The sequence below is a fragment of the Mesobacillus campisalis genome, assembly GCF_000986785.1.
GTDB lineage: Bacteria > Bacillota > Bacilli > Bacillales > Cytobacillaceae > Mesobacillus_B > Mesobacillus_B campisalis.
This window is the reverse complement of the sequence record NZ_LAYY01000006.1, coordinates 147,188-167,218: the sequence shown is the minus strand read 5'-3', so window position 1 is coordinate 167,218 and position 20,031 is coordinate 147,188. Positions and strand designations below refer to the sequence as shown.

13 protein-coding genes are annotated in these 20,031 nt (G+C 35.0%); 2 read left to right on the top strand and 11 right to left on the bottom strand.

Annotated elements, in window-relative coordinates; genetic code table 11:
• Positions 1-83: 83 nt before the first annotated feature.
• Positions 84-2,852, top strand: a complete 2,769-nt coding sequence (locus tag WQ57_RS25665; protein ID WP_052948672.1) for an SH3 domain-containing protein — start codon at positions 84-86, stop codon at positions 2,850-2,852.
• 123 nt (positions 2,853-2,975) lie between these two features.
• On the opposite strand, the gene WQ57_RS07350 is transcribed toward WQ57_RS25665, so the two are convergent.
• The 4 genes from WQ57_RS07350 to WQ57_RS07335 form a co-directional block, all read right to left on the bottom strand.
• Positions 2,976-5,378 carry an N-acetylglucosaminidase gene (locus tag WQ57_RS07350; RefSeq protein ID WP_046523091.1) on the bottom strand — a complete coding sequence of 801 codons (2,403 nt, stop codon included), beginning with the start codon at positions 5,376-5,378 and terminating at the stop codon, positions 2,976-2,978.
• 210 nt (positions 5,379-5,588) lie between these two features.
• Positions 5,589-6,953, bottom strand: a complete 1,365-nt coding sequence (locus WQ57_RS07345) for a right-handed parallel beta-helix repeat-containing protein (RefSeq protein ID WP_046523090.1) — start codon at positions 6,951-6,953, stop codon at positions 5,589-5,591.
• Between the two features lie 125 nt (positions 6,954-7,078).
• Positions 7,079-8,707: an ABC transporter ATP-binding protein gene (locus WQ57_RS07340; protein ID WP_046523089.1), complete on the bottom strand. Its 1,629-nt coding sequence runs from the start codon at positions 8,705-8,707 to the stop codon at positions 7,079-7,081.
• 15 nt (positions 8,708-8,722) lie between these two features.
• A complete protein-coding gene (locus WQ57_RS07335) occupies positions 8,723-9,526 on the bottom strand; it encodes an ABC transporter permease (RefSeq protein WP_046523088.1) in 804 nt (267 codons plus the stop codon).
• A gap of 423 nt (positions 9,527-9,949) precedes the next feature.
• Here WQ57_RS07335 and WQ57_RS07330 point away from each other — a divergent pair, with 423 nt between their 5' ends.
• Positions 9,950-10,924, top strand: coding sequence for a hypothetical protein (locus WQ57_RS07330; protein ID WP_052948671.1), 975 nt, complete (start codon positions 9,950-9,952; stop codon positions 10,922-10,924).
• A gap of 64 nt (positions 10,925-10,988) precedes the next feature.
• Here the strand turns inward: WQ57_RS07330 and WQ57_RS07325 are convergent, their stop codons facing one another.
• From WQ57_RS07325 to WQ57_RS07300, 7 genes are all read right to left on the bottom strand, one after another.
• Positions 10,989-11,720: a DUF6270 domain-containing protein gene (locus WQ57_RS07325; protein WP_046523087.1), complete on the bottom strand. Its 732-nt coding sequence runs from the start codon at positions 11,718-11,720 to the stop codon at positions 10,989-10,991.
• A 106-nt stretch (positions 11,721-11,826) separates the two neighbouring features.
• On the bottom strand, positions 11,827-14,523 hold the full coding sequence (locus tag WQ57_RS07320; RefSeq protein WP_046523086.1) for a glycosyltransferase: 2,697 nt from the start codon (positions 14,521-14,523) through the stop codon (positions 11,827-11,829).
• 67 nt (positions 14,524-14,590) lie between these two features.
• The gene (locus WQ57_RS27320; protein WP_277620279.1) at positions 14,591-14,716 is read right to left on the bottom strand and encodes a hypothetical protein; all 126 of its coding nucleotides are present in this window, start codon (positions 14,714-14,716) and stop codon (positions 14,591-14,593) included.
• The gene (locus tag WQ57_RS25660; protein ID WP_052948670.1) at positions 14,713-15,891 is read right to left on the bottom strand and encodes a class I SAM-dependent methyltransferase; all 1,179 of its coding nucleotides are present in this window, start codon (positions 15,889-15,891) and stop codon (positions 14,713-14,715) included. The genes WQ57_RS27320 and WQ57_RS25660 overlap by 4 nt, the downstream gene beginning before the upstream one ends.
• A gap of 102 nt (positions 15,892-15,993) precedes the next feature.
• Complete coding sequence (locus tag WQ57_RS07310) at positions 15,994-17,274, bottom strand: nucleotide sugar dehydrogenase (protein ID WP_046523085.1); 1,281 nt, start codon at positions 17,272-17,274, stop codon at positions 15,994-15,996.
• Between the two features lie 39 nt (positions 17,275-17,313).
• Entirely contained in the window at positions 17,314-18,609 is a 1,296-nt protein-coding gene (locus tag WQ57_RS07305) for a glycosyltransferase (protein ID WP_046523084.1), read from the bottom strand.
• Position 18,610: 1 nt separating this feature from the next.
• Positions 18,611-19,849: a glycosyltransferase family 4 protein gene (locus WQ57_RS07300; RefSeq protein WP_046523083.1), complete on the bottom strand. Its 1,239-nt coding sequence runs from the start codon at positions 19,847-19,849 to the stop codon at positions 18,611-18,613.
• Between the last annotated feature and the right edge of the window lie 182 nt (positions 19,850-20,031).

Sequence of the window (20,031 nt, the reverse complement as noted above, 5' to 3'; positions counted from 1 at the left end):
TGCCTATAATCAACAACAATATGCACTGTTTTTGCCATATAGGAGCCATGGAAATTTTAGTGAAAGTGTGGAAAACATAATACATGAAAAATATCGCAAAAGTTATCATTTTATCTGCCGGACTGGCCATTGGGGGGACAAGCCTTCCTATTCTTCCTTATAACTTACCTCAGGCAGAGGCCTCAACGGTTGTTCAGCTGCCAAAAACCAATTACCAAACCAGTGTAAACCTAGTCCTCCGTTCGGGTGCAGGAAACCATTTTAGCAGTGTTATGACCATTCCGGCAGGCAAAATTGTGACTTCCCAAGAGAGAATCGGAAATTGGTATAAAGTTTCTTACACATACAGCTCAGGTGGTAAAAATGTGACAAGGACAGGCTGGGTTTGGGGGAGCTATCTCCAGCACTACCATGTATACACGAGCATTACAAAAATTGATTTGCTGACACTTAAAAGCGCCTATCTGTACCCTACTCCGGATACCGGGAAGCCTGCTCTTTTCAGGGCGGATGGCAGTACAGAACTCAGCTCTACCCAGAAGGTGGTCAACAGCAGAGGAGTCAATTTATACCGTGTTTCCTATCAAGGCAAGACCGTATACGTAAAGGCGGGGGATGTCGGCCAGCTGGTCGCCATTCCAAAGACTACGTATAAAACAACCTCCCGCCAGCCTCTTCGCTCCGGCCCGGGGAATCATTTTAGTTCTCCTGCTACACTGGCAGAAGGCAGCGTTGCCGCTTCGGAGGAAAGAGTAGGAAACTGGTATAAAATCACTTATTCAAGCGGAAGCAACTCGACTCGGACGGGCTGGATCTGGGGGAGCTACCTGCAGCACCACCATGCTGTCAGCACTATAAATGAAACGGCGATCATCAGCCGAAACAGCACTACCTACCTTTATCCAACACCCGATGTCGGGAAACCCGCCCTTTTCAAAGTGGGCAGCGGCTATGGATTCATTACAGCACAGAAAGCGGTAAGCAGCCGGGGCGTTCCTGTGTACAGTGTCACCCACCAGGGCAGAACAGTCTACGTTAAGGAAAGCGATGCAGGACTTTCGGTCAGCATACCTAAAACAACCTATAAAGCCAGCACAAACCTCGCTCTTAAAGCGGGGCCGGGAAATCATTTTAATACAGTACTGACCATCCCAGAAGGAAGAATTGCAACATCTGAGGAGAGAATTGGCAACTGGTACAGAGTTTCCTACACCTATCTTTCAAATGGCAGCAATACAACCACGACAGGCTGGGTATGGGGCAGCAGTCTGCAACACTATCATTCATTCAGAAGCATTGATCCAACAAAGCTTGTAAGCAATAAAACGGCCTACCTTTATCCAACCCCGGATGTGGGAACGCCAGCTCTTTTTAAGGTGAACAGGAATATCGAGTTCGACTCCACCCAAAAGGTCGTCAACAGCCGCGGAGTCACGGTCTATCAGGTAGCCTATGAAGGGAAACAGGTATTCATCAAAGAAATTGATGTGAATGTCGTTGTCCAGGAGCCTGCTCCAACCCCTGAGCCTGAGCCTGTTCCGGTGCCAGCACCAACACCTGAACCTGCGCCAGCACCAGCACCTGCGCCAACTCCTTCACTGACGGAAACGGCCATCAGCAACAGGCTGTATGTGGCGACGGAGACGGTCAATGTGAGATCAGCGGCCAATACCAGTGGTATTATACTAGGCCAAGTCAATAAGGCAGAATTTTTCTACCCAACCCACACGGTATCAAACGGTTGGGTAAGAATCGACTTTAATGGAAAGACAGGATATGTTTCCGGGGACTTTGCCAAGCATGTGGTAACCGGGGATCCGATGCACAGGAACGGGTATCAGTTCATTGATTTAAGAACACCTTCCAAAGTGACAGCGACGCAAATCAATCAATATATAGCCAATGGAGTAAAAGCCGGCGAAACGAGCGTTCTTACCGGGAAGGGACAAGCCTTTATTGATGCAGGCAATAAGTACGGCGTAAATGCCCTGTACCTTGCTGCCAAGGCGATTCATGAGAGCAATTATGGAAAGTCCAATCTCGCACTAGGCAAGTTTAATCTGTTTGGATTTGCAGCATATGATGCCACACCGTTCGTCGGTGCTTACCGTTTCACGAATGTTGATGCCACGATTGAATACATCGCCCAGGAAATGAAGGCAACCTATCTGAATCCTGGAAACTGGAAACATAAAGGCTATCATCTCGGCTTCAGCACAAAGCTCGTTGGATCAGGCACAAGGGTAGTAGCAAATAGCGAGGGCTTGAACTTCTATTATGCAAGTGATGAAAAATGGGGACAAAAAATCGCTGCCCATATGCAGAGAATTCTTCCATATAATGAAGCAGATTACGAGAATGCTAGTCCAAACGCAACAGTCTATAAAGCACCGAGCATCCCTGCCGGCGGTGATGTCTTCCCTGCGGATATTACAGCCATTGCCGTCAAGAGTCTTCCGCTTGTAAGCCAAAAAGGCAATACTACCGTCGTGAAAACCATCTCTGCAGGAACAGAGTTCACATTGATGGAAAAGCAGAATGACTTCTGGGTCAAAGTGAAGGTAGATGGCGCCGAATATTGGACCAACGTCATCAAATTCGACCGATACAAGGAGTTCATCTCCGTCAAAAACCTGGGCCGTTCCACTGGCTCGCCGCTGAATGTCCGCCCGACAGATTCCACGGCACAGGCTGCCATCGGGAAGTTTGCACTGAATGAATATGTACACCTCGTTCTGGATAAAGACGGAAAGCCAACCATGAATAGCACCAGGACATGGTATAAGGTTAAAATGGCAAATGGTACCGAGGGATGGGTTAGCAGCAGTTATATCGCGTTAGAGCTAAGATAAACAAAAAAGGGACTTTGAATGCATAAAGCATTTGGGGTCCCTTTTCCGTTTCACATCACTTTTAAACTATCAACTTTACAGATAGAAAAACCCTCCAATCGCTCAATGATTGGAGGGTTCTTTCTACCTATACTGATAGTTTGGAACATCATAATACAGGGTATAGTTATCAAGCAGCTGGTATAAATTATAAATGGAATTTACTTGTTTATATGCCCATCCGATATCCGTAGCATATTGATGCCACGGCTGGACAGGATTCCATCTCATTTTATAGAGTGTGTCCTGCTGGAACGTTGTATTATAGATGTAACGGCTGCTGATAAACTGCGCCCCACCAACAATTGCCGCTTCCGGTGTAAACCAGCCATTGTCATAGGCTGCCTTCGCCCCGCAAGTAAGAGGGCAGGAATCATAAGCGCCATATCCATACATATTATAAACAGTTCTGCCATTATAAACAGTACCAGTAGCCAAAGAGGATGTCCCATTTCCTGTCTCCAGTAATGAATGGGAGATCAAATACAATTCATTAATATTGTATCTCTGTGCTGCATCAACAAACGCCTGGCCTTTTCCATCAAGGATTCCTTTTCCCTTCAAAATCTTTTCATTCACTTCACTAGCATTTATGTTAGCTGTCTGTGAAAGCTTGAGGAATTGGAAATAGTCCTTGTTATTGATAGAGAAGTTATCAGGATTAAGATAATACCCTACGTCAGACGCAGTGGCATTCTGCCAGGTTAACCTGACTTCCACCCAATCTCCGGTCTTGGCAATAACCATTACACTGGTGCCTGCGTTAACCTGCTGTGTAACGGAACTGGTTGTTGAAGGGCCGGTTCTTACATTTACCCGATCAGCTGTAACGACCTTATTAGTCAAATCAACATAATCAGCATGAATGAACCTTGGCTCGTTACGGTACTTATCTGTCTGTGGACTTCCCTGCATTTGCTTGTCCAGCATTGCAGGCAAAGTCATGCCGTAATCAGTGTACATCAGCTGCGGGCCGTTTTTTGTCTTTACCAAAGTGGTATTCCAACCATAAAGGCTTTGGATGCGCTGGGCTGCGGCCTGGGCTTTGTCGTAGCCTTCGAAATCTTGAGTTGAGATTTTATAAAAATATTCAATTGCTCCAGTAGCCGGGGCGGAAGCAGCCCATTTATTCTTCGCAAAAAAATCAAGGCCTTTTTTTGTTTCATTCCATCCTAGTACAGGGTCTGAAATAACACGAAAGCTAGTATACCCTTGTTGTCCTGTAGTAGGAATTCTAGCATACCAGTTATTTGTTAAAAAGAATTGGCGTCCTTTTTCTGCCATTGAATACCCCAACACTGGGTCTGACACCACCTGATAACTACTATAACCTTTTTCACCTGTTAAAGGAGATCTTGCATACCAATTATTTTTTTCGAAAAAATTCAGGGCTTTTTGAATTTGATTATACCCTAAAACAGGTTCTGATTTAATTTGATAACTACTAAAATCTTTTTCCCCAGTTATTGTTGTTCTTACATACCAGTTATTGGCCTCAAAGAACTGGCGTCCCTTTTCCATTTGAGTAATTCCTAAAATAGGCACAGTGATTATCTGGTAACTCTTATAGGCTTTTTCTCCAGTTAGGGGTGTTCTTACATACCAGTTATTGTTTTCAAAGAATTGACGCCCCTTTTCAACATTGCTGTATCCCAGCACGGGGACTGATTCAATAATATATTTATTATTTCCCAATGAAACCAATCTTGCTTGTATATTTGTCGTTGCCTCAAACTGTTGAAGTACTTGAGTTGCACGAGAAAGTCCGTTAAATCCACCACTAATAATTAAATAGTAGTTTTGCGGTTCTCCCACACCTACATACTTTGCACTTATACCTGTTTTTTCTTGGAACTGTTGAAGGACCTGCTCTACTTTTGAATTGGGAAACCCTCCACTAATCAGTTGATAATAGTTTTGCTGCTCCCCAACCCCTACTGATTTAGCATCAATTCCTGTCTCTTGTCGAAACTGAGTAAGCACATTTTCTACTTTAGATTTAGGAAACCCTCCACTAACTAATTGATAGTAATTTTCAGGTTCGCCAACCCCTACTGCTTTCGCGTTAATTCCAGTTTCTTTCTTGAACTGCTGCAGTACTTGATCTACTTTTGATTGAGGAAATCCTCCACTAATTATCGTATGGTAGTTCTGGGGTTCTCCTGTTCCCTTATAACTAGCACTTAAACCAGTTTCCTTAGTAAACTGCTGAACTACATTGTTAACCCGGGCCTCTCCCAAAAACTCGCCACTTCTAATACGATAATAAGTTTCATATTCATTAGTTTTAGCATAACTACCATCCCAGCCAGTATCTTTCTTAAACTGAACTAAAGAGGTGTTTGCACTGCTTTCACCAACAAATTTACCGGTCTCAATTTTATAAGTTGAGAGATCAGTATAGGCATTATTATATTCTGGAAAAATTAAAACGAGTAACCATAAAAGCACAAATACTCTACTACAATAAATAAATTTCCCTTTCAAATTCACCCTCCATTTTGTTCTTTTTTTCAAATACTACTACAATTCTACAAAAAATGCATTTTTTTCACAATATAATTAAGAAACTTTTACAAAATTACTACCGATTATACAGTTTGCTCGTCACAATAGATTTGCTAAGTATAAGAAACAACATTTTGGTAGTTACCACCCAAGTAAAAAAAGACATTACTTTCCTAACTTTATTAATACTTAAGGTTTAACAATATTTCCACTTAAGCTCAAACTGTTTAACATCCCTAAATCACCATTTATTAGAGGACCTTTCAAACCCAAAATAGTATTTTTTTTCGCTATTATCGACCCTTTATATGTTGGTGACAACATAATAAAACTATTTAAGGAATTAACCCCTTTATTATCATAGGTATTATTTTCAAGCTTAATATTATCGCCAAAAGATAAGTATATAAAATTTCTAGTAGACCCCTCAACAGAGTTACCAATAATTGAAACATTGTTTCCTCTAACAAGGAATGCATAGTTAAAGTTTTCTATAGTATTATTTTCAAAAGAAATATATTCAGCGGTTGAATGTGTTCCAAACCCACTATTCCCCCCAGCAAGTGTATCTGGTTTAAATCCAACTGCTCTTGAGTCAGTTACCTTTCCATAGCGAGAAGGAGTTCCCCCTGAGAAGTCTACTCCACGGCGCACATTAATAAATTTACTTTCAGTAACTAATGTCCCTGTTCCTCCATAATCCATTATTCCGTACCCAGTATTTATATCCTTGGTAGTACCCAAATTAATATTTACTTTCGAGACTTTAGTGTTATATGTATTGTTCAAAATAATTCCGGTATGTTTTGAGTTTCTTACAAAAAGATTCTTAATAATTGAATCACTGGCATAATTAATATCAATCATAACCGTATTATATGGTTCAGGATGAGAAAATGTGATATTACTTAATTTTAAAGTTAATTTAGGATACACTTTTGCAGTGATTTGCTCTGTTTTATCAATCTTGTATTCATCAGCCATAGGACGTTCAAAATATACCTTGTTACCTTCCACTTTAAGTACCTTTTGCAGTTCTCCTTTCTTTAGGTATCCTCTATTATCATCTGGCCATAACGTACTAGACTTTAAATGAATTAAATCTCCTGGGCTTATTCCCTTTGTATTATTCAAGACTACGAAAGTATCTTTTTGGTAAATTGGCTCACTCACTTTTGTAGAAAATTTGGGTTTATTTTCAAAAACAAATGCACTATCCATACTGCTTTGTAAGATTATAGGAGGTGTTTTTGTTTGATTATCACTCTTAATTTCTATCGTATGATTACTGACTAGAGGTTCATCAATAATATATGTTGCTCCACTTTTTAATAGAAGAATGTCACTTTTATCAATGGCTTCTTGCAATGCCTTTGTATCAGGCTTTTCGTCATAACCATTCGCTCCAAACTGCTCGGGAGTATTTATTACAGGATTGTTTTTAGTAGGCTTATTTATACTCTCATTTCTAGGAGTTATTAAATACTCAAATAAAATAATCGTTAAAAAGAAAAATAATACAATAAAAATAAGAAATAAATAATTTTTCTTCATTGTCGTCGCCCCTTTATGTTCCAAACTAAAGAGGTTCTACTAAACTAGGTTAATAATGTAAACAAGACTTATATTGGTTTTAGTACTAACACCTTCCATGTAAAGTTGGAAGGTGTTAGTTTGCATTATAAAGACCCATTACCTCTTAATCTTATAATTAATTCATTATCTAAAAGATTTAATATATATAAGTAGTCATTTGCTGAAACAAAAATAAATTGCTCATTTTCACTTTTATAGGAAGAATTACCCTGGATTTTTGCCATATTTATTGAATCTGGGGAAAAGTCCTTAATAATAAGTGAGTCCGAATGATTCTTCGGATTTATTCTATATTCAACCATACCATAACTAAAATATCTATTTCCTATTTTATCTTCCCGTTCTCCAGTTTTCCCATTTAAAGCACCTTCAATTTTTTCAGGGGTGGTATTTAAAAATAGCAGGTAAAATTCATAGGCGCTTTTTGTTGAATCTGGAAATCCATTTATAAAATCATTAATATTTATCGTTGATTCTGCGATCTTTTCATTTGGGATAAAAATATTTTCCTTTTTTACTCCCCCTTTAATATCTCCTATCATAACCTTATAATCTTCGCCAACTATTTCCTTTACATAAACTTCATCCATAAAACCAAGTGTAACTGAACTATTGGAACTTTTATCTACTATCTCTAGCTGTTCTTTTGTAATATAACCTTTCTTATCTACCTTTTCAGGGGATTCAATTGATCCACTTTCTTTCGTTTCATTTTTTGTCCTATTATTTATTGATTGGTCACTTTCTATGTTGCTAAACTGAAATTGATGATTAAACAGCATTAAAAAAGTACTAAAAATAAATAAGGTAACCAAAAAAATAAACTGGCCAACAACAGCCTTATTTCTCTTTTTTTGCTTATTTGAACGGAATTTCCTACTATTAGTTTTTATAGTTAAAGGTACGTCTTTGTTATTTTCCTTTTTTTGCTTTATCATTTGTTCTTTTTTATAGCTTTTTTTCTCATCTTCACTGAGTTCATTAAACCATTTAATAAATTTTAAATAATTTGCAATAACAGTTGTTGAATCCCCAAATTCAACTAGTTCACCATTATTTAACCATATTACCCTGTCACAAAAAGAGCGAACTTGAGAGGCGGAATGACTAATAAAAAAAATGGTTTTTCCTTGAGATTTGAACTCATTCATTTTATTAATACACTTTTGATAAAATGTTTGGTCTCCGACAGACAAAGCTTCATCTATAACCATTATATCTGGATTCGTATGCGCTGAAATGGCAAAGCCTAGCCTTGACTTCATTCCGCTGGAGTAACTTTTAACGGGTTGATCTATAAAATCTCCAAGTTCCGCAAATTCAATTATTTTAGGCTGAATCTGCTTAATATCTTCTTTTTTCATTCCGTGCATTAAACATTTCAATTCAATATTCTCAAGGCCCGTTAAATTATTATTAAGACCCACCGCAATAGCTATTAGTGACGTTTCACCGAATACTTGGATCTGCCCATCAGTCGGAGGGACAACTTGTGCAAGTAAATTGGACATTGTAGATTTGCCGGAACCATTAATACCAATAATTCCAATTGTCTCTCCCTCATAAACCGTAAAAGAAATATTTCTTAACGCATAAAAGCTCGGTTGACTCTTTTCTGTTTTTATTAGTTCCAAAAGGCGGTCAATTTTCCCCTTTTGTAAGGTGTATTTTTTTGACACATTTTTAAAAATAACTTTGGGCTTTTGATTCATTGTAAGCCTCCAGGTTTATAGATAATCAACAAACTTTTTTCTAAATCTAATATGAAGAAATGTTCCTAAAAACAGAATAAGAAGTACAGTTACCCAAAAATAAAGCATGTATATCCAATCTTCAAAAAACCATTGCCTAGCCAAGAAAGTATTTCTAAATCCCTCTATTAAATAGTATAAAGGATTTAATTTTAACAAATTAAGCAAGAACGAAGGTAAATTTCCCATATCCCATAAAACTGGTGTAACATAAAGCATCATTCTCATTAAAGACTGAAGGACAATTTGAAAGTCCCTAATAATTGTTGCTATTGTTGAAAATAATAATGTTACTGAAAATAAGAATAAAAACAAGCTAATAAGATAATATGGTAACTGTAAGATATACAAGCCTGGATTAACACCATAAATGATTAAGATGACTCCTAAGAAAGTAAGCATTATTAAAAAATTAATAGCGTTACTTAAAATTACAATTGAAGGTAAAACACTAACAGGAAATTTCATTTTTGCCACCATGCTTACCTTAGTATAAACGCTATTAGATCCTTGTATAATAGAAGGACTAATAAAAAACCAAGGTATTAATCCTATTAACAACCAAATAATAAAAGGAACTCCGTCTATTGGGTTCCCCCCTCTAATCCCCATACCAAAAACAAACCAATAAACTAATATTTGGAGTGCCGGGCTTAAGAACTGCCAAGCTGCTCCTAAATAATGAGATTGATATTTTCCTTTAATATCATAGGACGCTAACCTAAAAATCAAATGAAAGTTTAACACTTGTTCTCTTAGAATTTCCAAAATTGCTTTCATATATAAATCTTCCTTTTATTATCATTCATGTTGATAAAGTAACTTTTTAAATTTGAAAAATATCAAGTATAACAACCTACAAATTATAACATAATATTTCGCGATGCAAACACCTTGGAACAGTTTCCAATTATCCCTTTAATGGAAGTTTTTATTTATATTGAAGATTGACTACAATAATAATAAAATAACAATATCAATATCCGACAGGAGAAACTTATGAAAATAAATGAAGTATTACACATTTTGGAGCATATTAGGTCAGAAAGCTTAGAAGTAGACAAAAAACAAATTACAAATATCATTAATTTTATAAAACACCAAGAGCACCAGCTTAACATTTGTAAAGAGAGGCACAGTTCTGATACTAAAAGTACTAATTTTTAATTTTAGGTCCCAGTCTTTAATATTCAGGAGGTAGACATGTTTAAAAACGAAAAGGTTTTCAAGGGTGAAAGAGATGTTAAATATATACTTTTCAAGTCACACAAACCTACTCCAAATTTAGTCGTTGTTTTTTCCGGGATTCCCCCTATTGGCAAGAATCCAGCCTATAATTATGTTAGGACATTGGAAGGGTATAATTGTAATAAATTATTTATTTTAGATGATTTTGGTTGCAGGGCAAGCTATTATTTAGCTGAGAATCAAGATTACGCAATCGAACGTTCGGTTATTTCCCTAATTAACTTTATAGCTAAAGAAAATGGTATAACAAATATTTTAGCTTGTGGCTCTAGTAAAGGGGGATATGCATCCTTATATTACGGCATTAAATATGGATTTACCCAAATTATAGCTGCATCTCCCCAATATTATCTTGGGGATTACTTACTTAAAAGAACTAAATCCCAAAACATCGCTTCCTTTATAGCTGGGGGTTCTGGAGAAGAAGACTGCGAATACTTGAACAGCATAATGACTAAAATGATCAGAGAATCAGTTCATAGGCCAGATATTTTTATACACCTTGGAAAAGGAGAATATCATTATCATTCACACGTAAAGCCACTAGTTAAATTACTTGTTGAAGAGGATTTTTCTTTTGAATTAGATCTTGGAAATTATAGTGAACATAACGATGTAAGTGTTCATTTTCCTCCTATTTTAAAGGAGAGAATCAGCAAAACCTTTAATTATCCAATCATTCGTTCACTACAAGAGTTACCAACACACAACTCTATTAATCGAACGTACGTGTTAACAACAGCATCTAATCAAGATAAATTTGCTTTCTATCTTTATAAAGACAATGAAAGAATACACTTTAGAGACTATTCGGGTGACAATACTTTTACAATAAAAGGACTCGAAACAGGAAACTATTCTGTTAAAGCCTTTGCAAAAAGCCCATCAGGCATGATAGTTGCTGAAACAAATAAATTTAATGTTGAGTAACTCCTGTTACATTATAGGCTTGCAGGTCCCTTTACTGACCGCAAGCCTATGTTTTTGTTTTATACTATACCTTCATACTTACCAAACTAGTTAATATATCCATAAATTCTTTGTAATAAAATGTTTCATAATGATAAGGAGCTAATCCCCACTTATGTTTTTCTGAAGCAAGATATCTATTTCCTAAATCTATTACATTAATGCCAGGAACATTTTGCTCTAAATAGTTATAATATTTATCAAGCAGGTTATTATTAAATTTAATTTCCTCAACATTATTAAATTCAATTACTTCCCCATTTTTATCTTTATATCTAGTTTTCCAAAAGGCTTTATGTAAAATTACTTTATTGGCACTATAATATTTTCCTAATTGTTCGATAAACAAGTCCGCTTTTTCCTCCCATAACCCCTTATGGAATTCCTTCCTTGGAAGAATCTTCGAACTTTTATATTTTTCTTTAAGCCCAGATTTAATAAACTCGTTTGAAACCGTTATATATGTATCTTTTGTTACTTCCATTATACTTACGCGTTCATCAATAAAATCTATTAACAAATAGTCTGCACTCTTATTTTCAACATACTTAGGAAACTGTTTGGTTATGTCTGAAAAAACAATTTCTTTTTGAAACTTTGATGCTAGATTTATCTCCTCCTTAGAAATGTTCAAAGGAGGTGAATAAAGACTTACCAATGATGTTCTCGCAAAATATTTATTAACTTGGAAGTTATTCTCTGTAAAAGCAAAAGCATCACGCGTTACACAGCTACCTAATATATCAATTTTAATCATAGTAAAGCTCCCTTATGCTTTTAGGTTTTTCATTGGATATGTTTGTGATAAATAAATAAGCTTCTTTCCTTCCAACTATAAAGGGGTACAAATGTACCCCCTGCATTTATAAACTGTTTTTAATCTCTTCATACTTATTTTCAGCTGAGAGTTGTTGGAACAGAATTACATCTGGATCTTTTGGAGTAAATTCATCACGATAAAAATCATAAATTTTTGTTAGGATTTTTATTGATTCAATGGCTTCTTCTTCCTTAACACTCTTCAATTTAACTAAATACCAATTTTTAAAATAAAAATCGAAGCGTTTATCTAGGAAAGCCTCTAACAACCCTTGTTCCTTTAAGACTTTTACACGCGTTTGTTCTAGTAAGTAATATTTTTCAAAAAATCTTTTGGAGATAGTATTCACCGTTGAGCCCGAAACAGCTGCATAGTAAATGTGAATTGGTAAATTAATTACTTTGGTTTTTTTAGAATTTAATAACAGCTCATGGAAGAAAAGGGTATCCTCTCCAGCTGCTCCTTCAACCATTTCAAGGGAATTCTCACTAATTATCTCTCGTTTAAAGATTAATGCTTGTATACTCATTGCTTTAAATTGACTGCTAACTAAATAATCTTTTACATTTTTTGAAATAACGTCACTACCGTTAAAATGGATAGCTGTTTTATAGTAATCAAAGTCTGCTTCTTTAGTATCGAGTTTGACCATGTTACCGACTACCATATCATATTTCTTTTTTTGTATCTCTTTATAGAGCTTATAATAACCATCGTTAATTGCTTCATTATCCGGATCCAAATACGTAATATAAGGGGCTGTTGCCAGCTCAAATCCCTTATTTCTTGGTCTTGAAGCACTTCCACTTCCTCCGTCGTTATAGAAGAAAGCTTTAACATTAGTATGTTCTCTAGTTAACCGGTGAACAATCATAGGTGTATAATTATCAGTTGACCCATCGTCAACGATTATAATCTCCATATCCTTAAAAATACTGCTTCTTTTTAGGCTATTAAAGCATTTATTTAATAGATGGTCACCATTATTGTAGCTAGCTACGATAACAGATAATTTATAATCCCGTGACTTCTCAATTGATTTTTGTGTTTGAGTATTAAACTCAAATCGATCAATACTGAATCCACCTGGGTATTTTTTAGAAACATCTAAGTCCAGCAGCTCTTTTAAAGTAAAAGATTGACTAGAAAAGACAGTACGAGTTTTATCCTTAATTGTATCAATATAATCAAATTCGATGCCGTTATTCAGCCTATTACCATCATAATAAGCGTCCTTAGTGACATAATTAGAATCCGTATATTTGAAACCATTAATCATATCTTCTAAATAAAATTCCCCATAATGATTACCTTCTTTAAAAAAAGTAATGAAATCAAATTCCTGCTTTTTCTTATCAGAAAAATCTTTGATTAGAATTAGCTCTTTATTTTTGTAGGATTGCTGGTTAAACATTTCCTGAATTTGTTGGTTTTTTCTGTCGATTAAAACAGCGACTTTTCTCTTTTGTACCCTTACTTCATACCCGATTTTTTCGAGCATCTCTTCAATCCTATGATAACTTGTTTCATAGGACATTACCCTTCGAATTCCTTGAACTTGGTGATTAAAAACATCCTCTTCTGAAAAGCCATTAAATATATCTTTTATTTCGTTTTTGTTATTAATTAAGAATACATTCGGAAATTTGTTATTTACACCTACACTATAGTTTGACAGCAGGATATTTCCTAAGGCTTGAAGTTCGTATACTCTATTTGCGAACATTGTATTGCTTTCTTTTACAGTATTTAAATTGATAGCCCAATCAAATAGTTTATGCAGCCTTTGTAAGTAGTGGTGGTCTATAGATGGTGAAACATATTTAAGATACTCTTTTGGAAAAAAGTAAGCCTCTAAGTTTAACTCATAATTTCTGTCTATAATTTTTAAGTCTTTATTGCCTTCAATAACGCCATCGTAAAGAATTCTGGTATCTACTTGTCGATGTGGATATTTTTCATACCACGATCCAGTAAATAAAACTTCCTTTTGTTTAGGGAACTTTTTAATTCCAATGGGGTTATGATAGGTTGGGTTAATTCCAAAGTCTAGTACATAAACCTTGCTATTTTTACAATCTTTTTGGTAATCAGCTATTTTTTCTTCTGCAGTTGTAAAAATATAATCACATTTCTTTGCAATATCAATAAAAATATCATAGTTTACAGGATCTTCTTTAGAATAGAATACGATTTTAGTACCCTGTTTTCGATAAAAATCTATAATTTTATATAAATCATCTCTATGTTTTCTTATGTTGGGATTTCCCAATCCCTTCCACTCCATGTTAAGTCCCTTCCATGTAGAGACAATCATGAAAACATCTAATTTACCACTATAGCTTTTAAAATTCTCCCTTGTAATATAATGGAAGTTGGCAATACCTTTATAAGCATTAAATAAGAATTCGTCCGCTATTATGCCAATATTCGCGTCAATTTTTTTGTAATATCTACTTCCATTGCTTTCAGGAATTTGTTCTAGAAGGGGTTTAATCTTACTAAAGAAGTTTTTGTCACTAACTTTATTTCGTAATTGGATGTATTCCCGCTTCTTATTGGGGTCTGAAGTCTGAGCTGTTCCCTTATTCTTTACAGGTAGAGACACTGCATCGGTAGAGCCGTTTTTTGGAGTTTTAAAATTCAGTAGAGAATTCTTTTCCCTTTCGATATCCTCCATCAATTTAATCTTTAGTTTTTTTATAGTCTCTAATCTTTGTTCAATACTTTTGTTATCCACCTAAAGCCCTCCACGAAAAAATTCTACTGAGTACAAACAGTTAAAGTAAGATTAAATCTTATCAAGACTAAGAAACTTTACCTTTTTGCACTGCTTTTTTTAGCTCTATTTTTTCTTTTTCAATATCTTCTCTAAGTTTGTCTTTCAGTTTCCTTATAGTATTTAACCTTTGTTGGACGGATGCTTTATTCAACGTAACTTACCCCCGACTTTTCTCTTTTTGCCGCTCCTTTTTCTCCAGTAAGCCAATGTTATTTTTCCTAGCTTGGACTCACTTAAGGAAGAATATTTTTTCAAAAGCTTTTGGTAAGCCTTTAAAAGGTGTTCTTCTTTTTCATATGATTTTAGTAATTCTTCTTGAACCTTGACTTTTTCTTTCTTTGCAATTACTAACTCATTTTCGAGCTCTAAAAGGTTAAGGTGGGAATGTAATAGCCTCTCTTCTTTTTCATATGACTTAAGTAACTCTTCTTGAACTTTAATTTTTTCTTTTTTTTCAATTAAAGCTAGTCTTTGGGCTTCATTTAAATCTTTAATAGTAATATTATTATTTTTTAAAGAAAGAATTTCTTTTTCTCTATTTTCTAATGATTCCAGTAAACCTTTTATTTCATTATCCTTATTTAAAAGGAGTATTTTTAAATTATCTATTTCTGCTTCAATTTTATCATTCTGTTCTGAGGAGATTGCCGTATTTTTAAATGTATCAATATTTGCTACAAGATCTTTTTCAATCTGATAGAATGCATTTTCCAATCTACTTAACAAATCGTGACTAATATTTAGTGGATTAGTATCTTTCTCTCTTTTCTTAAGAGTTATGCCAATCCATTTCCCCAAAAACTTTACTTCCTGGATAACCAAGTTTTCTCCTTGTAGTTTTAATATATCCATTAGATAGTAAGTTTTCTTATGATCAAAATAGTTATTAATTCCAAATGGCAATGTAATGATTATTGATCCATTCTTATTTAGTAACGTCTCCGCTTTATTTAAAAAACGCTGAGGGTCTGTTAAATGCTCAAGTACTTCTCCAAAAATTATGGTATCAAATAATTGATTTTCAAAATTGAAGCTCATAAAGTTTGCTGATTTGAATTTTACGCATTCCCTAGTTGGCCTTTCCTCTTTAGAGAGCATATGGTTTGCATAATTAATAGCATCCTCGATTAAATCTATTCCTAGTACTGTTTTCCCTTCCCTGCCAAGAATAATTGAAGTTATGCCTTGGGAACAACCGACATCCAAAATAGATTCACCTTTTGCATTCTCGCATATCCAGTGGATACGGCTTCGTACTTTTTCAGCAAACTCATCTCCTAGTTCCCCAAAGTATGCTTCTGAAATCCGATCTAAAGGTTTTTTCATTATGCTCGACTCCTAGAATTTAAGAATTTTCCGCCATTAAAATAAAGAAGTGTTGCTAGAAAAACAATATCTTTCCAACAACACTCTTAAATTGTTTTTTAATTAGTTTGTATGAACCAAAGCCTTTTTAGTAAATTGAAAGAGGTTGCCAAAGTTAATATATTCAAAGTCCTCTGAACGATTTTGAACAATATTCTTGGTATCGAAGATCATCTTATTCGACATTCCTTCTAGTTTACCAAAATCTAGTTCTTTAAATTCATTATGATCTGTCAGAATAACCACCATATCCGAATTTGATACAGCCTCTTCTATATCTTTAATCACGATACTTCCTTCTACGTGAGGATCAAAAGCTCTGACTTCGAATTTTGCCTCATTTTCTAGAAGTTCATAAATTTCCATTGCTGGGCTTTCTCTAATATCATCAACATTCCCTTTATACGTAAGACCAAATAAAGTAACAGATTTACCGTTAACCTGCTCCATTAGCGCATTTACGTTTTCAACAACATAGTGCGGCATGCTTGTGTTTACAGTACGAGCCAAGTCAATGATTTGAGCTGTCTCTGGAGCCTTTGCTACAATGAAATAAGGATCAACAGCAAGACAATGTCCGCCTACGCCAGGACCTGGATAGTGAAGGTTAACCCTCGGATGCTTGTTTGCCATTTCAATTACTTCCAATGTATTGATTTCCAATTCATTACATACTTTTGTTAGCTCGTTAGCGAGAGCAATGTTAACATCGCGGAATGTATTTTCCATTAATTTAGACATCTCAGCCGTTTTAGCAGTTGTTTTAATGATTTCTCCTTGTACAAAAGTCCCATATACTTTTGCACCTGCTTCAGTACATGCAGGAGTAATCCCACCTACAATACGGTTATTATAAATTAGCTCATGAAGAATTTGACCAGGCAAAACACGTTCTGGGCAGTGAACTAGGAATAAATCTTTGCCCACAACAAACCCCGCAGCTTCAATTGCAGGTTTCACAAAATCATCCATACTTCTAGGTGCAATCGTAGATTCTACAATTAGAACATTACCTTTTTCGAGATATGGAATGACACTATTAACTGCGCTTAATACGTAAGTCAAATCACAAGATTTATGCAAGTCATCGTTATTCGGAGTGGGAACGGCAACAATAAAAGCATCAGCTTTTTCAGGAGTAAGAGCTGCACGGAATTTATCTTTTTCAATTACTTCTGTTAAGGCTTCCTGTAAACCGGGTTCCTCAATATGAATTCTACCAGAATTCAAAGACATTACTACATCGGTACTGACGTCAACACCTACTACGTCTACTCCGTGCTTTGCAAACATAATAGATGTTGGCAGCCCGATATAACCTAATCCTATTGTTACTAATTTCATAATAATTTCCTCCTAAAATTGAAAGATTAATTTTAAATCCTATATAATCATAAGGTCTTTATAAACATTGAGAAAAGCTTCTTTTTCTTCTTCCCAGTTATATTTATCCTTAGCTAATAAACAGTTTTGACTAAATTTATTTCTCAGATTCTGGTCCTCTAATAGGATATTTACGGCTCTTGCTATATCTTTATAGTCGTGAGAATCTACACAAATACCTACTTGTTCTTTCTCTACCACTCTCTTAATTTCCGGGAAGCTGCAGGCCACAACCGGAATTCCACTCATCATATATTCAAACAATTTATTAGAAGAAGCAGACCAGTGATTGAAACATATATTGTTTAAAACCTGAAAGCCTAAATAGGCATTTCTGGTGTATTTCGGTAATTCTCCAAGAGGTACTTTGGGAATAAACTTCACTTTATCAGTTAAATTCATCTCTTCTACCATTCTTACTAATTCAGGTTTTTGCTTCCCATCTCCAATAAATACAAGAGTACCTTCTTTAAATAGGGGTGCTGCCTGAATTAATTTTTCAAGCCCTCTGCCTATTTGGATTCCACCTTGGTAAAGAAGTATCTTTTCGCTTTTAGGTAACTGAAGAATTTCGTGGATTGAAATGGATTCTGTGTTCTGACCTATATTTTTAAACGGATAATTGTGAACTACTTTGGGGTAAAAACCATATAGTTCTTCATTGTATTGGGCCCTTGTATTGTTTTCAACAATCATTGAATCAACAAATTTCAAAAGTAATTTTTCTAGTTTTCCGTATATCGGACTGTTATAGCCTGTCCTGCTAGTTTGAACCTCATGAGAATCGTAAACAAGTTTCTTTGGACCTAGTCTCAATTTGGCAGCTATAGTTCCTTGTAAAAGAGTATTTAGGTCATTGGAATGATAAATATCATACTTTTTAGCATAAGCTCTCATAACCATACGAATATATATGTTGGCTTTAATCCACCATGGAACCAACTTAAGTTTATAAATTAGACCAAGAATTAAGGTTAGAGGAATTGTTATATAGGGTATAAAATAAACAGCAAATGCCCAAAAAACGGCAACAAACAGCCCATTTGCTTTGTTCTTTTTAGCAAAGCGAATTATACCTTGCATTAAGTTAACCGAAATTGGATATCTTCTTACACGAAACACTTGGAAATCTTTGCTACGAATTTCATGCTTAAGCATTGTTTTATCAGTTGGATCATGAATGCAAATTAAGTCGACAGAATAACCACTTTCGGATAGCGCAGTGCACTCACGTAAAACCCTAGCATCATTTGTAAAATGATTCCAAACAAACATACATACATTTTTTTTCTTCATGCTACTTTACCTTGCCTAATAAAGTTTTTTCTTTCGCTTCATTATCCTCAATCCTATTAATGAGTTCCTTAATATTAGTTTCCCATAGAAATTTATCCATAATATAGCGTCCTTGATTATTTGACATTTGATTCCGGAGTTCAGGATGATCGGCTAGATGTAAAATAAAATCTACTATCTCCTTAACATTTCTAGATTCTGAAACAAACCCAACTTTTTCTTTTTCTATTACCTTCTTTGCATAGCCTGATACAGAGGCCACAATAGGAAGTCCACATGTCATATAGTCAATTATCTTTCCAGGCAATACAGTTTCAAAGACCTCTTTGTCATTTAAACTTACCAAGCCTACATCATGCTCAAGATTTAACTTAAAGCACTCTTCTCTCGTTACTGGTGCATAAAAATGTACGTTTAAGAGATTATGTAGCTTAACAAACTCTACTAACTCGTTTTTCTTCATACCATACCCAATTATACTTAATTCAATATCCTGGTTATTTAAGTGAATAGCTAATTGCTTTAATATTTCTATATCCTGTGCCAAGCCGATATTACCAGTATAAATTACCTTAAATTTTTCTCTCTCTGTTACAGTTGACTTGTTAGATATTTCACGAAACCTGGCTGAATTAGGCATAAACCCAATTTTTTCAGAAGAAACATTTGTCTTTTCAATAATGTAAGATTTAAACTCCATACTATTTACAATAATATGATCAGAAAGTTTATATAAACGCTTCTCTAGATAACCAAAGAAGCCAATTATTATTTTATTATTAAAAACTCCAACACCCTTTAAAGACTCCGGCCATAAGTCCCTAATATCCAGTATTAAGTTGCTCTTATACTTAAATTTAGCATAAAGACCTACAAAGCCTACAAATATTGGAGGAGACGAAACAAAAATAACATGATAATTATCTTTATCCTTTAATACGGACAATAGCAATCTAAATGCCATTTCCAAGTAATAAATTAGCCTATTAAAAATATTTCTTGAATATTTTCGATTCTTTATCTTAACCCTTTGGATAAATATGTTGTCATTAAGAGACTCGTCGTTCCAGAAACTTTTATCCGAATACAGTTTCTTATTTGGGTATGTTGGCTCAGTTGTGAGCACTTTCACTTGATACCCTTCATGCTGTAAGAGTTGGAATATATTTTTCATACGATTTCCTGCACTACCAATCTCAGGATAGAAACCTTGAGATATCAGAAGCACCTTTTTTTTCATTCTTTATGGCTCCTCTTGGACATCAAGCTAAATTAGTATAAGGTATTTTGTCGAAATTTATATAGAGAAACACAGGAAGAATCTAAGAATGATTTCCATATCCCCTCCTAATTCCTCTATGATAATAACATAAGAAGGCTCTAAAAAAAATAAAACTTTATGCATTCTTATAATGGTATAAA